The sequence below is a fragment of the Nonomuraea sp. NPDC003560 genome, assembly GCF_042878785.1.
Taxonomy (GTDB): domain Bacteria; phylum Actinomycetota; class Actinomycetes; order Streptosporangiales; family Streptosporangiaceae; genus Nonomuraea.
Genome location: NZ_JBIAOF010000003.1, coordinates 415,528 through 428,783, shown reverse-complemented (window position 1 = coordinate 428,783; position 13,256 = coordinate 415,528). Strand labels below are relative to the sequence as shown.

At 72.7% G+C, this 13,256-nt stretch carries 16 protein-coding genes; 8 read left to right on the top strand and 8 right to left on the bottom strand.

Features of this window, described 5'->3' with window-relative positions; genetic code table 11:
- The first annotated feature begins 43 nt into the window (after nt 1–43).
- Together ACFYUV_RS12915 and ACFYUV_RS12910 are read left to right on the top strand one after the other, a co-directional pair.
- A complete protein-coding gene (locus tag ACFYUV_RS12915) occupies nt 44–1,258 on the top strand; it encodes an amidohydrolase family protein (RefSeq protein ID WP_387668216.1) in 1,215 nt (404 codons plus the stop codon).
- A gap of 91 nt (nt 1,259–1,349) precedes the next feature.
- Entirely contained in the window at nt 1,350–2,048 is a 699-nt protein-coding gene (locus ACFYUV_RS12910) for a helix-turn-helix domain-containing protein (protein ID WP_387668213.1), read from the top strand.
- Here ACFYUV_RS12910 and ACFYUV_RS12905 read toward each other — a convergent pair.
- Genes ACFYUV_RS12905 through ACFYUV_RS12890 form a run of 4 tightly spaced genes read right to left on the bottom strand, consistent with a single transcriptional unit; the run spans nt 2,014 to nt 4,278 of the window.
- Nucleotides 2,014–2,655, bottom strand: a complete 642-nt coding sequence (locus ACFYUV_RS12905; RefSeq protein ID WP_387668210.1) for an alpha-ketoglutarate-dependent dioxygenase AlkB family protein — start codon at nt 2,653–2,655, stop codon at nt 2,014–2,016. The genes ACFYUV_RS12910 and ACFYUV_RS12905 overlap by 35 nt on opposite strands.
- Nucleotides 2,652–3,095, bottom strand: coding sequence for a hypothetical protein (locus ACFYUV_RS12900; protein WP_387668207.1), 444 nt, complete (start codon nt 3,093–3,095; stop codon nt 2,652–2,654). The genes ACFYUV_RS12905 and ACFYUV_RS12900 overlap by 4 nt, the downstream gene beginning before the upstream one ends.
- Nucleotides 3,092–3,793 (bottom strand): 2OG-Fe(II) oxygenase, encoded by a 702-nt coding sequence (locus ACFYUV_RS12895; RefSeq protein WP_387668205.1) that lies wholly within the window; start codon nt 3,791–3,793, stop codon nt 3,092–3,094. The genes ACFYUV_RS12900 and ACFYUV_RS12895 overlap by 4 nt, the downstream gene beginning before the upstream one ends.
- The gene (locus ACFYUV_RS12890) at nt 3,790–4,278 is read right to left on the bottom strand and encodes a methylated-DNA--[protein]-cysteine S-methyltransferase (protein ID WP_387668202.1); all 489 of its coding nucleotides are present in this window, start codon (nt 4,276–4,278) and stop codon (nt 3,790–3,792) included. Before ACFYUV_RS12890 ends, ACFYUV_RS12895 begins: the two co-directional genes overlap by 4 nt.
- 74 nt (nt 4,279–4,352) lie before the next feature.
- On the opposite strand from ACFYUV_RS12890, the gene ACFYUV_RS12885 reads away from it, so the two are divergent.
- Nucleotides 4,353–5,165, top strand: a complete 813-nt coding sequence (locus ACFYUV_RS12885) for an alpha/beta hydrolase (RefSeq protein ID WP_387668200.1) — start codon at nt 4,353–4,355, stop codon at nt 5,163–5,165.
- A gap of 132 nt (nt 5,166–5,297) precedes the next feature.
- On the opposite strand, the gene ACFYUV_RS12880 is transcribed toward ACFYUV_RS12885, so the two are convergent.
- Nucleotides 5,298–5,597: a hypothetical protein gene (locus ACFYUV_RS12880; protein WP_387668197.1), complete on the bottom strand. Its 300-nt coding sequence runs from the start codon at nt 5,595–5,597 to the stop codon at nt 5,298–5,300.
- Nucleotides 5,598–6,438: 841 nt separating this feature from the next.
- Between ACFYUV_RS12880 and ACFYUV_RS12875 the strand changes: the two genes are divergently transcribed.
- Nucleotides 6,439–7,329 carry an SMP-30/gluconolactonase/LRE family protein gene (locus ACFYUV_RS12875; RefSeq protein ID WP_387668195.1) on the top strand — a complete coding sequence of 297 codons (891 nt, stop codon included), beginning with the start codon at nt 6,439–6,441 and terminating at the stop codon, nt 7,327–7,329.
- 207 nt (nt 7,330–7,536) lie between these two features.
- The gene (locus ACFYUV_RS12870; protein ID WP_387668193.1) at nt 7,537–8,124 is read left to right on the top strand and encodes a TIGR03086 family metal-binding protein; all 588 of its coding nucleotides are present in this window, start codon (nt 7,537–7,539) and stop codon (nt 8,122–8,124) included.
- 196 nt (nt 8,125–8,320) lie between these two features.
- On the opposite strand, the gene recQ is transcribed toward ACFYUV_RS12870, so the two are convergent.
- Both recQ and ACFYUV_RS12860 read right to left on the bottom strand, forming a co-directional pair.
- Nucleotides 8,321–10,159, bottom strand: a complete 1,839-nt coding sequence (gene recQ, locus ACFYUV_RS12865) for a DNA helicase RecQ (RefSeq protein WP_387668190.1) — start codon at nt 10,157–10,159, stop codon at nt 8,321–8,323.
- Nucleotides 10,160–10,223: 64 nt separating this feature from the next.
- Nucleotides 10,224–11,444 (bottom strand): MFS transporter, encoded by a 1,221-nt coding sequence (locus tag ACFYUV_RS12860; protein ID WP_387668187.1) that lies wholly within the window; start codon nt 11,442–11,444, stop codon nt 10,224–10,226.
- 75 nt (nt 11,445–11,519) lie between these two features.
- On the opposite strand from ACFYUV_RS12860, the gene ACFYUV_RS12855 reads away from it, so the two are divergent.
- From ACFYUV_RS12855 to ACFYUV_RS12845, 3 genes are all read left to right on the top strand, one after another.
- Complete coding sequence (locus ACFYUV_RS12855; RefSeq protein WP_387668184.1) at nt 11,520–12,281, top strand: SDR family NAD(P)-dependent oxidoreductase; 762 nt, start codon at nt 11,520–11,522, stop codon at nt 12,279–12,281.
- 28 nt (nt 12,282–12,309) lie between these two features.
- Nucleotides 12,310–12,555 carry a type B 50S ribosomal protein L31 gene (locus ACFYUV_RS12850; RefSeq protein WP_364325023.1) on the top strand — a complete coding sequence of 82 codons (246 nt, stop codon included), beginning with the start codon at nt 12,310–12,312 and terminating at the stop codon, nt 12,553–12,555.
- A gap of 154 nt (nt 12,556–12,709) precedes the next feature.
- Nucleotides 12,710–12,949, top strand: coding sequence for a DUF3040 domain-containing protein (locus tag ACFYUV_RS12845; protein WP_358283286.1), 240 nt, complete (start codon nt 12,710–12,712; stop codon nt 12,947–12,949).
- Here ACFYUV_RS12845 and ACFYUV_RS12840 read toward each other — a convergent pair.
- Nucleotides 12,857–13,249 carry a DUF6343 family protein gene (locus tag ACFYUV_RS12840; RefSeq protein WP_387668180.1) on the bottom strand — a complete coding sequence of 131 codons (393 nt, stop codon included), beginning with the start codon at nt 13,247–13,249 and terminating at the stop codon, nt 12,857–12,859. The genes ACFYUV_RS12845 and ACFYUV_RS12840 overlap by 93 nt on opposite strands.
- Nucleotides 13,250–13,256 lie beyond the last annotated feature (7 nt).

Below are 13,256 nucleotides of genomic sequence, written 5' to 3'. Positions count from 1 at the left end.
GGCGGGGCGGGCGTGGCGGGGCCGCGTGTGGCACTGTGGAGGCATGCGGATCATCCGTGCCGGCACGGTGCTCACCGGGCGTCCCGGAGAGGCCATCACGGACGGCGAGGTGCTGATCGACGGCTCGCGCATCGTCTCGGTGGGCCCCCGCGGCAGCGCGGGCCAGGCCGCGGAGACGCTCGACCTGCCCGGCCACACCTTGCTGCCCGGTCTCGTCGACGCGCACGTGCACCTCGGGTTCGACGGCACGGTCGACCCGGTGACCCGGCGCAGCGCCGTGAGCGACGGCCATCTGCTGCTGCGCATGGCCGAGAACGCCCGCAAGCTCGTCTCCGCGGGCGTCACCACGGCCCGCGACCTCGGCGGGCGCGGCTTCCTCGACCTCACCCTGCGCGACGCGATCGAGGGCGGCCTCGCCGTCGGGCCCCACCTGATCGCCGCGACCCGGCCGATCACGGTCACCGGCGGCCACTGCTGGTACATGGGCGGCGAGGCCGACGACGAGCCGTCCGTCCGCCGGGTGGCCAGGGAGAACCTGCGGGCCGGCGCCGACTGCCTCAAGGTGATGGCCTCGGGCGGCGAGATGTCGCCCGGCTCGGTGCCGAGCTGGCGGGCCCAGTACCCGGCCGCGCTGATCAGGGCCGCCGTGGAGGAGGCCGCGACGCGCGGCAGGACCGTCGCGGCCCACGCCCACGCCCCCGAGTCGATCGGCAACGCGCTGGAGGCCGGGGTCACCACGATCGAGCACTGCACGTTCCACACCCCGGCGGGCCCGGCCTACGACGCGAGGCTGGCCGACCGCATCGCGGCAAGCGGCACGTACGTGTGCCCGACCGTGCACGGCCAGTTCTGGAACCTGCGCGCGCTCGTCGGCGCCGAGCCGATGGACCGCTGGCTGGGCAACCTCGCCGCCATGCGCGAGGCCGGGATCAGGCTCGTCGCCGGGACCGACACCGGGTTCGCCATCGCCGGGCTCGACAAGCGCACCGACGACTACGTCTCGGGGCTGGAGGTCTTCGCCGAGGCGGGGTTCGGCAACGCCGAGATCGTCGAGCTGGCCACCGTACGCGCCGCCGAGGCGTGCGGGGTCGGGGCCGAGACCGGCAGTCTGGAGGCCGGGAAGCGGGCCGACGTCATCGCGGTCCGCGGCAACCCGCTCGACCGCCTGGCCGACCTGCGCGCGCTCGACCTCGTGCTGGTGTCGGGGCGTTCGGTCAGCCAGAAGCACGTCGACACCGTGACCTCGTCCGTCGGCTGAGCCGGAGGGGAGGCCCGGCCGCTCCGGTTCCTGGCGTGGCTCGCCCGCGGCCTGTCCGCCTGACGGGACGCCGGGCGCTAGGCTGCCGCGTGTGGAGTTGAAGGATCAGGTACGCGAGCTGCGCGCCCAGGGCAGGTCTCCCAAGGAGATCGCGCGGGCGCTCAAGGTGTCGCCGTCGGTCGTCGCGCCCCTCGTGCGCGCCATCGCCGCCGAGAACGTGACGTCGGCCGAGCCCGAGGTGGTCGGCTGCTGGATGAACGTCGGCTGGAGCGCCGGGCTGGGCGTCGACCCGTCCAAGGGCTGGGTCGACGAGGCCCCGGAGTCGGGCGCCGGCGGCATGGTGTGCGTGCTGGTCGCCCGGCGCCACACCTGGGACCGGATGACGGTCTGCGGCTACCTCGCCGACGTCTACTGCCTCGGCATCAAGAACACCATCGGCCCCGACGTGCTCGACGAGCGCGACCTGCGCAGGTTCCGCGAATACTTCTTCGGCGAGTACGCGGGCTACCAGGAGGTGCCGATCGAGCTGGCCCAGCACCTGGTCTTCGGCTCGATCGACTACGCGCGCACCCTCGGCTTCGAGCCCCACGAGGACTTCTCGCCCGTCAGCGACCTGCTGGGCAAGTGGGAGGGCGGCTCGGCCATCACCTTCGGCCGCGACGGCAAGCCCTTCTACACCCCGGGCCCGCACGACGACCCGGGCAAGGTCCTGCGCATCCTGCGCCGCACCCTCACCGACGACCAGTTCGACTACTTCATCGAAGACCAGTCACCCGCATCGTCACGTTGAGGCGCCCGGCGGCCAGGCCCGTGGCCGGGTCGCCGGTGCCCGGGTAGACCTTCGGCACGCCGTGGTAGGCGAAGCGGGACGCGCCGCCGAACACGAACAGATCGCCCGAGGCCAGCTCGACGTCCGTGTACGGCTTCCCGCGCGTCTCGGTGTTGCCGAAGCGGAACAGGCACGTGTCGCCGACGCTCAGGGACACCACCGGGGCGTCGGAGCGCTCGTCCTTGTCCTGGTGCATGCCCATCCTGGCCTGGCCGTCGTAGAAGTTGACCAGCGCGGTGTCGGGGTCGTAGCCGTCGTCCGGGCGGCCGTAGGCGTCGGCCAGCGCGCGGCGGCCGAGGTCGCCGAGCCACGTGGGGGACGCGGCGACCCGCCGCCCGTTCACGTCGTGGGCCAGCCGCGTGTACCGGTACGGCTGCCAGTGCCAGCCGACGCACACCGTCCGCACCGACATCACGCCGCCGCCGGGCAGCACGGTGTGCCGGATCGGCACCGGGCCGGTCGCCCACGCGCGGCAGGCGCGCACCAGGTCCTGCTGCTCGGCGAGGGACAGCCAGCCGGGGACGTGCACCGCGCCAGGGGCGATCTCCCGCATGGGAAGGGGGATCATGATGGTTCCCGATAAATCAGGTTTCGCCCTATTCGCCATGTCGTGCCGTCGGCGTCGGCTCCGCGCATGCCTTCCAGTGTCCCAGGGGCGGCCAGGGCGACCGCGCGGGCCGTGGCCGCCGAACCGTACGTCCGGCGCGGATCCCAGTCGGTGCTGCGGCGCAGGCGCTCGCTCATCCCGGCCCATCCCGCCGGCGCGCCCGCGACCACCCAGGCGTCCGGTTCGCCCGCCGTGAACCGTCTGGCCTGGCGCAACCACGACGCCGCCGTCTCCGGCCAGGCGACCACCGCGAGCACCGTCCCGTCCCAGGCGTCGGCGAACGCCTCGGCCAGGCGGGCGCCGTCCCGGCCGTGGCCGACGACGACGGCCCGCGCCCGTGGGCGCTGGGCCCGGACGAGGGTGAGCAGCGCGTCCAGCTCCGCCGTTCGCACGCTGGTCATGCCGCGTCGTGCAGGACCAGGCCCAGGGTGTGCCGCAGCCCCGAACGCACGGTGCTGACCCCGTGCCGCACCGGCGAGGCCGACCAGCCGCGCGAGGAGCGCACCGGCCGGTCGCGGGTGGTGAAGATCAGCCCGTGACCCTGCGGCAGCGCGGTCACCGTGCCCCGCGACTGGGCCCGCGGCCGCTGCTCCACCAGCAGGAACTCGCCCCCGGTGTAGTCCTCGCCGGGCCGGTCGAGCCCGATCACGACCTGCAGCGGGAACACGAGGTCGCCGTACAGGTCGCGGTGGAGCGCGTTCCAGTCGTTCTCCCGGTAGCGCAGCAGGATGGGGGTCGGCTTGGTCTGTCCCGCCGCGTGGCACATGTCCAGCCACTCGGCGAAGTCGTCCGGCCAGGGCGCGGGCTGCCCCAGCCGGGCCGCCCAGTCGCGGGCGATCGGCAGCAGATGCGGATAGAACGCCGCCCGCAACTCCTCGACCAGCGGCGGGAACGGCCGGCGGAAGTACCGGTACTGGCCGGAGCCGAACCGGTGGCGGGCCATGTCGACCGTCGAGCGGAAGCGTCCGGCCTCGTCGTACAGGCCGGAGATCTCCGCGCACTGCCCGGGCGAGAGCAGCCGCGGCGTCAGCGCGCAGCCGTGGGCGTCGAGCTCACCGGCCAGCCGCTGCCAGTCGGCCCCGTCGACCTGCGGCGTCATGACGACACGCTCCAGAGCTGCGGCTGCAGGACGCCTTCGAGGGTGAGCAGGTCGCACTTGCGTTCCAGGCCGCCCGCGTAGCCGGTCAGCGCGCCGTCCGCGGCGACCACCCGATGGCAGGGGACCACGACGAGCAGCGGGTTCGCGCCGATCGCCGCGCCGACCGCGCGGACCCGGTCCCGCGCCACGCCGGCGCGGGCGGTCAGCTCGCCGTAGCTGGTCGTCGTCCCGTACGGCAGCGCCGCCACCTCCGCCCACACCCGCTGCTGGAACGCCGTCCCGCGGGCGGCCAGGGGCAGGTCGAACGAGGTACGCCCGCCCGCGAAGTACTCGCCGAGCTGCCGTTCGGCCTCCCCGAAGGCGGCCGGCTCCCGGCGTCCGGGCGGCGCGCCCACGTCGAACGACACGCGGGTCAGCCGTCCCGCGCCGTCGCCGACGAGGAGAATCTCGCCCAGCGGACTGTCGATGATGGTGTGGATGTCCATACTCTCTACAACACCGGCGCGCCCGCGGAAGTCAGCGGTTTTCGGACGTCGTGGCTGGATGGGAGAGGAAGTTCATGGCCGAGTCGCGAGAGCACACCTTCACCGGCACGCGGGGGCTGAACGTCGTCCGCGAATGGCCGCACGACCGGCCCCGCTACCTCGCCCTCCTGGTCCACGGATACGGCGAGCACATCGGCCGTTACGAGTACGTCGCCGACCGTCTCGTCCGGCACGGCGCCGCCGTCTACGGACTCGACCACATGGGCCACGGCAGGTCGGCGGGCGAACGCGTGCTCGTCGAGGACTTCGAGGACGTCGTGACCGACGTGCACACCGTCGAGGAGCGCGCCAGGGCCGACCACCCCGGCGTCCCGGTCGTGCTGATCGGCCACTCCATGGGCGGCATGATCGCAGCCCGATACGCCCAGCGCTACGCCGAGGGCCTGACCGCGCTGGTGCTGTCGGGCCCGGTGATCGGCGAGTGGGCGGTCATCCCCGCGCTGATGGCGCTCGACGAGCTGCCCGACATCCCCATCGACCCGGCCACGCTCTCCCGCGACCCGTCGGTGGGGGCGGCGTACGCGGACGACCCGCTGGTCTGGCACGGGCCGTTCAAGCGGGCCACGGTGGAGGCGTTCGCCGCGATGCTGGACACGATCGCCAAGGGCGGCACGTTCGGCGCCCTGCCCACGTTGTGGGTGCACGGCGACGACGACCAGCTCGTACCGCCGGCCGGCAGCCGGGTCGGGGTGGAGGCGGTCAGGGGCACCGACCTGACCGAACGCATCTACGCCGGCGCCCGCCACGAAGTCTTCAACGAAACCAACAAGGACGAGGTCCTCACCGACCTCCAAACCTTCGTAGACCGAGCCCTGAGCAACCGGTAACGAGGGCCGCAGCGCCTGGTGAGCCCCTGGCGGCTGGGCCACCGACAGCCAGGGCGGGGCGTGCAGCGGCCCGCTGGGCGCTGACCGGCCGGTAGCCAGGCGTGGCTCGTGGGGGTGGGTTGCCGGGTGGTGTCAGGCGACCGGTAGCCAGAGGTGACCCTTGCCGTGGGGGCGGCTGAGTTCGATCTTCCAGCAGCCGGGCTTGGGGAAGACGAGGCCGGTGCCCCATTCGTCCCCCGGCCGGTGCCAGGACGACCCGCCGTGCTCCTCGGGCCCCCAGGCGAGGCGGGCGGCGGTGCCGTCAGGAAGGGACGCCCTGACCGTCAGCGGCCCGTCCCCGGTCATCCGCCACACGATCTTGGTCGTCTCCTTCCGGCGAAGCGGCAGCTTGGACACGAACAACAACCCCCACACCTCGGCGTCCGCCGACACCCCCCGCACCTCCGGAAACCCACCCCCGCCGACCACCAACGCCCCCCGGCACCCCACCCGCTCACCCTCCGCACTCGTCCTCCCCCTGTCACCAAACCCCACCCCAGCTCCAGGGCTCGGGCGGCCGCCGGTGCTCAGGGGGGCGGCGGGGCTCAGGCTTGAGCCAGGAAGGGCGCCGGCATCGGTGCTCAGTCCAGAGCCCGAGTCCGGGGCCGGGCTGACGTCGGGGCTCAGGTTGGGGACGGAGGTCGGCTCGGAGTGGACGCCTGCGCTGGGGGCGGGCGCCGGGGCGGCATCGGCGGTCGGGCTTGGGCTCCCAGCCTCGCTCCGTGTGATCCCCGAAGCCCCGCTCGCCGAGGAATCCGCTTCGCTCCCCGCACCTCCGAACGAGGCCCCGGCACCACCACTCGCGCCCACCCCCTGCCCAGGACCGCCACCTCCGGCACATCCAACCCCTGCCAGCAGCACCGCCACCGAAATCACCGCCATCTTCCTCATGCCCTCACCTACCCCTCACCCGCCCGAAAGGTTCCAGCGGGACATACGCCCCCACGTCACCCGCACTCCGAGCTCCCCCGCGCGGTAGCGATCCAAGAGCACCAGGCCCGGCCGGCGGCACTCGCTCGCGCCGGTCCAGGACGATCCGGCCCGCCGCAGCGAAAGCCCGCACGCGCGCTGCTCTCGGCGTCCTCCGGACCATGTCAGCGTGCCGCCGCGGGTGCGCCCTGTGAATGTGACGGATCTCCTCCAAAGAAGCACTTGCCGAACTGCTTCCTGTAGAGGCAGTGATCTCCAATATGGTGTCCAGTGAAAGTCGGTTATGTCCAAAGGTGGTTCGGTGATGGACAGGTTCAAGGCGCGGTTCGAGGTCGTGGACGAGCGGTTCGGGTTCGACGGTGGTGACGAGTATGTGGAGGTGCTGCATCGGGGCAGCCGTAAGGCCGAGGGGCCGGCCTACTTCCCGGCCGGGCGCTACCTGGTGTGGAGCGACATCCCCAATGACCGGCTACTGCGCTGGGACGAGACGACCGGCGCCGTCGGCGTGTTCAGAAGCCCGGCGGGCAACGCCAACGGCAACACGGTCGATCGCGAAGGCAGGCTGGTCACGTGCGAGCAAGGGGCGCGCCGGGTGACCAGGACCGAGCACGACGGGTCGATCACCGTGCTCGCCGCAAGCTATAGGGGCAAGCGGCTCAACAGCCCCAACGACGTCGTCGTCCGATACGACGGCACCATCTGGTTCACCGACCCGCGCTACGGCATCACCGGCTACTACGAAGGCAGCCCGGCCGAGAGCGAGATCGGCGCGGACAACGTGTACCGGCTCGATCCGGAAAGCGGTGAGCTGACCGTCGTCGCCGACGACCTCGTCCGCCCCAACGGGCTGGCCTTCTCACTTGACCAGAGCCGGCTGTACATCGTGGACACCCGCGAGCGCCACATTCGAATCTTCGACGTCGGTGACGACGGCACGCTGTCGGGCGGCAAGGTCTTCGCCGAGGACTGGTTCGACGGGATCAGGCTCGACTGCTACGGCCGCGTCTGGGCCGCCGCCCTGGACGGCCTGCACTGCTACCACCCCGACGGCGCCCTGCTCTGCAAGCTCCTGCTGCCTGAGTCGGTCTCGAACCTGACCTTCGGCGGCGCCAAGCGCAACGACCTGTTCATCACCAGTTCGGCCGGCGACCTGTACTCCATCCGGGTCACCTTCGCCGGGGCCGGCGACCGCTAGAGGGCCCGTCCGGACCGTGGATCGGCGGAGGGTCCGCGGGACTGCCGGACGGGCTCCTCGGCACGACGGACGGCGAGTCGCGCGAAGCGGCCACCTGTGGCCGGAAGGCATGCCCATCCGCTCTGCTCGCCGGGCGCGAACGGCACCCCGTCCCAGGGCCGATGATTTTCCGCTTCCCTCAAGGTCTATATGGGTCGAGGAGGCGACATGGACGAACGGGCGCGGGCGTTGACGGCAGGGGTGGCGTTGCTGGAGAGGGCCATCCACTACACCTTGGGCAGCCTGCGCGTGGTGAGCCCACACGTCCTGTGCCGGCCCACCCCGTGCTCCCGCTGGAACCTCCAGGAGCTCCTGGACCACATGCAGGACTCCTTCGAGGCCCTGAACGAGGCCGCGCTCGGCCGCATCGCCCCCGCCCGCAGGCCCGTGCCGGTCGGCGGGCCGGTGTGCGGGAACCCGGCGCTGCTGCTCAGGGACGGCGCGACGGAGGTGCTCGGCACGTGGACGGGCACCATCCAGGCCGGGATGGTCGCGGTGGGGGACGTGCCCATGACGACGCCGATGGTGGCCGCGGCGGGCGCCATCGAGATCACCGTGCACGGCTGGGACATCGCGCGGGCCTGCGGTGAACACCGCCCGATCCCGCACGCCCTCGCCGAAGAGCTGCTGGACCTGGCCCATCTCTTCGTCACCGACGAGGACCGCCCGTCCCGGTTCGGCGCCCGGCTGCGGCCGCCCCCATTGGGCACCGCCCAGGACCACCTCCTCGCCTACCTCGGCCGCCGGCCGAACTGACGGCGTGACCGGCCCCCCACCCGGCGGTGGCACCCCGTACGATCAAAGAGGGACACCGGGGCCCGGCATCCGTCCGGCCGGTCGCGGGCCACGCGCCTCGACCAGGTCGGCCAGCGTGATGGCGACGACCGTTCTTCGTGCGGCCGTCGCCATCACCCCGAACCGTGGCCCTCCCGGAGCGGAGCAGGGGACGGCGTCAGGCGTCTTCGGTGGCCGCCGACGCGACGACCTCCAGGACCTGGTCCCCGTATTTGGCGAGTTTGTTCTCCCCGACCCCGTTGACCCTGCTCAGCTCAGCCAGCGAGGACGGCGACAACGTGGCGATCTCCCGCAGCGTGGCGTCGTGGAAGATGACGTACGCGGGCACGCCCTGCTCCTTGGCGACCGCGCCCCGCCAGGCCCGCAGCCGCTCGAACAGCGGCGCCGCCTCGGCGGGCAGCTCGGCGGCCGGCTGGCCCTTCGCCCCGGACGACCCGGACGACGACCTGGACGGCCGGGACGCCGGACGGGCCGTGTCGCGGCGCAACGGCACCTCCCGCTGCCCGCGCAGCACGTCGGCGCTGGCGTCGGTGAGCACCAGCGTGCCGTGGTCGGACTCCACCGCCAGCAGGCCCTGCGCCAGCAGTTGCCGGGCCACGCCGTGCCACTCGGCGTTGCCCAGGTCGGCGCCCACGCCGAAGACGCTCAGCGAGTCGTGGCCGTGCTGGAGCACCTTGGCCGTCTTCTTGCCGAGCAGGATGTCGACCACCTGCCCGACGCCGAACTTCTGGCCGCGCTCCCGCTTCAGCCGCAGCACGGTGGACAGCACCTTCTGGGCGGCGATCGTGCCGTCCCAGGACTCGGGTGGGCTCTGGCAGGTGTCGCAGTTGCCGCAGGGCTCGGCGCCCTTCTGCCCGAAGTAGTCGAGCAGCATGACCCGGCGGCAGCCGGCCGTCTCGCACAGCGCCAGCATGGCGTCGAGGTGCAGGACCTGGCGGCGGCGGTGGGCCTCGTCGCCCTCCAGGGCCATGCGCCGGTGCTGGACGACGTCTTGCAGGCCGTAGGCCATCCAGGCGGTCGCGGGCAGGCCGTCGCGCCCGGCGCGGCCGGTCTCCTGGTAGTAGCCCTCGACCGACTTGGGCAGGTCGAGGTGGGCGACGAAACGCACGTCGGGCTTGTCGATGCCCATGCCGAACGCGATGGTGGCGACCACGATCAGCCCGTCTTCCCGCAGGAAGCGGGACTGGTGGGCGGCGCGGGTGCGGGCGTCGAGCCCGGCGTGGTACGGCACCGCCGCGATGCCGTGGTCGGCCAGGAACGCGGCGATCTTCTCCACCGACGAGCGCGACAGGCAGTAGACGATGCCGGAGTCGCCGGGGTGCTCGGTGCGCAGGAAGTCGAGGAGCTGCCGCTTGGGGTCGCTCTTGGACGTGATGCGGTAGTGGATGTTGGGCCGGTCGAAGCCGGCCACGAAATGGCGGGCCTGGTCGAGGCCGAGCCGGGTGGAGATCTCGGCGTGGGTGGCCGGGGTGGCGGTGGCGGTCAGCGCGATGCGCGGCACCTGCGGCCAGCGCTCGCGCAGCTCCGACAGGGCGAGGTAGTCGGGGCGGAAGTCGTGGCCCCACTGCGCCACGCAGTGGGCCTCGTCGATGGCGAACAACGAGATCTCGCCCTTGGCCAGCAGCCGCATCGTGGCCTCGACGCGCAGCCGCTCGGGGGCGAGGTAGAGCAGGTCGAGCTCGCCGGCCAGGAATTCGGCCTCCACGAGCTGGCGCTCGTCGAAGTCCTGGGTGGAGTTGAGGAAACCGGCCCGCACGCCGAGCGCGCGCAGCGCGTCGACCTGGTCCTGCATGAGCGCGATCAGCGGCGAGACGACGACCCCCACCCCCGGGCGCACGAGCGCCGGGATCTGGTAGCACAGCGACTTGCCGCCGCCGGTGGGCATGAGCACCAGCGCGTCGCCGCCGCCGACGACGTGGTCGATGATCTCCTGCTGACCCGCCCTGAACGAGTCGTAACCGAAGACGCGGTGGAGAGCCTCGGTGGGGGTATCCATGCGGCTACCTTACGTGGTCGTCGGTCGACGTTCCGTCAGTTCAGCCGACGGCGGACCGCGGGTCTCAGGTCGGCTCGGCGGGCAGCGCGGCCTGTCGCTCCGGCGCCCGCCCGTACCGATCGTAGGCCACCAGCGAGAGCGCTCCGAGCACGCAGGCCGCCGCCACCGAGGCCATCACCGCCGGGTATCCGGCGACCTGCGCCACCGCCGCCGACAGCAGCGGGGCCACGGCCTTGGACACCGTGACGGGCAGGGCGAGCGCGCCGCTCAGCGTCGCGTACGCGGCCGTGCCGTACCGGTCGGCCAGCAGGGCGGGACGGGCGATCGTGGCCACCCCGAACCCCAGCCCGAACAGCACCACCCCCGCGATCGCCCCCGCCACGCTGTCGCCCGCCAGCGGCAGCAGCAGCGCCGCCACCCCCTGGACGGCGAACATCGCCGCCGTGACCAGCGCCACCGGCCACCGGCCCTGCAGCCCTGTCGTGACCAGCCGCCCGGTCACCGACAACACGCCGAGCAGCCCGGCCACGCTCGCCGCGAACAACGGCGGATGCCCGAGCGCGATCAGGTACGTCACCAGCAGCACCCCCATGACCGCCACCGCGCCCGTCTGGGCCAGGAAGGCGGCCACCAGCAGCCAAAACGGCCGTTCGCGCAGCGCGGAGCCGACGATCGCGCGACGCCGGGCCGGCGGCGCGGACGCCCCCCGCCCCCGCACGGCCAGCGCGTGCAGCGGCACGGCCGTCAGCGCGTACCCGGCGGCCAGGACGACCAGCGCCTGCCGCCAGCCGTACCGGTCCACGAGGAACCCCGTCAGCGGCAGGAAGATGCTGGAGGCGAACCCGGCCACCACCGTCACGGCGAGCAGCGCGCGCGCCCGCCGGGCCGGGTCGAAGCAGGCGACGATCACCGCGAAGGCGGCCTCGTAGAGCACCATGGCCGAGGCGATCCCGAGCGCCGCGCACACCAGGTAGAGCTGCGTCACGGTGCGCACCTGCGACCAGGCGAGCACCGCGAGCCCGCCCAGCAGCGACCCGGCCGTCATCAGCGCGCGCCCGCCGTGCCGGTCGAGCCAGCGTCCGACGAAGGGGGCCACCAGCGCGGACACCAGCACCGACACCGTGATCGCGCCGGTGAGCTGGGCGACCCCGGTCCGCAGGTCACGGGCCATCGGCGGGATGAACACCGAGAACGCGTAGTAGAGCACGCCGTAGCCGGCCGTCTGCGTGATCGCGAGCGCCCCGACCACGCGGGCCGGCGACCTCGGACCGGGTATGGCGATCACGCATTGGTTCGTTCCCGTTCACCAGCCGGAAATACGGTGACAAGGGTCACTCCGGGACGGAGTAGCGTCGGACGCATGAGTCTTTCCTACGTGGTGACCGGCGGCGGGCGTGGCATCGGGAAGGCCGTGGTCCAGCGGCTCCTGGGGGAGAAGGACACCGTCGTCGTCATCGACCGCGACGGCGGCTCGCTGTCCTGGACGGGCCCCCGCGTCATCCCCGTGGTGGGCGACGCGGCCGACGAGGAACTGGTCTCCTGGGCCGCCGACCGGGCCGAGGAGGCCGGCACCCTGGCGGGCTGGGTCAACAACGCGGCGATCTTCCGTGACGCCTCCGTGCACGACGCCCCGATCGCCGAGGTCAGGCAGCTGATCGCGGCCAACCTGGACCTGGCGCTGGTGGGCTGCGCGGTCGCCGTCCGCCGTTTCCTCGCGGCGGGCACGCCGGGCGCGATCGTCAACGTCACCTCCCACCAGGCCACGCGGGCGGTGCCCGGCAGCCTGCCCTACGCCACCGCGAAGGCCGCGACCGAGGGCCTGACCAGGTCGCTGGCCGTCGAGTACGGCCGGTACGGCATCAGGGTCAACGCCGTCGCGCCCGGCTCGGTGGCCACCGAACGCTACGAGGACTTCCTGGCCTCCAGGACCGCCGACGAGGTGGTGGACGTCGAGCGCCAGATGGCCAGGGTGCACCCCCTGGGCCGGGTCGCCTTCCCCGGCGAGGTGGCCGCGGTCGTGGCGCACCTGCTCTCGCCGGACGCCTCGTTCGTCAACGGCGCGACGATCCCCGTGGACGGCGGCCGGACCGTCCTCGGGATGGACCCCGAAGCGAGGGAATGAAAACCATTGCCATCCGGTTGAGAGGGGCATGAAGAAGAACCTGCACCCCTCGTACCGTCCGGTCGTCTTCCGCGACCCGAGCGCCGGCTTCGCCCTCCTCACCCGCTCGACCCTGACGAGCAGCAGGACCGTCGAGTGGGAGGACGGCAGGACCTACCCGGTCGTGGACGTCGACGTGTCGTCGGCCAGCCACCCGTTCTACACCGGCCGCAGCCGCGTCCTCGACACCGAGGGCCGCGTCGAGCGCTTCAACCAGCGCTACGGCAAGAAATGACAGCCAAGGCTTGACCCGCCCCCGTCCGTTCCGCGCCTTCCGGCCGGAACGGCCGGGGGTTTCGGCATGTCACGCCAAGGAGGCGCCGGGCGGGCATGCTGGGGCTACTGGTGGGTACAAGGCTTTCACCGGCGTGGGAGCAATGGTGATCGCGATGGGTCTCTCTGGAAGGGAACGCCGCATCCTCGCTGAGATCGAGCAGGGCCTCGAACGGGACGACCCCGAACTTGCCCGGCGCGTGGCGGCGATCAACAGGATCGAGTCCGACGGTATCGACTACCCGCAGGCCTGCGGTGACCGGCTACGGGTGTGGGCGCTGACCCATGTCTGGATCATCTTCGGGGTGGCCGCCGCGGTCATCCTGCTGCTCCTGCTGGCCGTGCTCACCACCTGACCCGCCGTGCTCACCGCCTGACCCTCCGTGCTCACCGGTCGGCCGAGCGTGCCCGCCGCCTGACGGCCCGGCGCGCCGGCGTCTGAGCACCGCCAGGTCCACGGCGGCCACCACGGCCACCGCGGCGGCCAGGGCGGCCTCCCAGACCCACACCTGCTGTCCCGTGGCCATCGCGCGGGTCACGAAGAAGACGGCCGCGGCCGCGGCGACGACCAGGGCGATCCACGACAGCACCCGCCTCGCGCGCAGCGGGCTGCGCGCCGTCACCGGCTCGGTGCCCGCGCGGTTGCGCAGCCACATCCCGCTC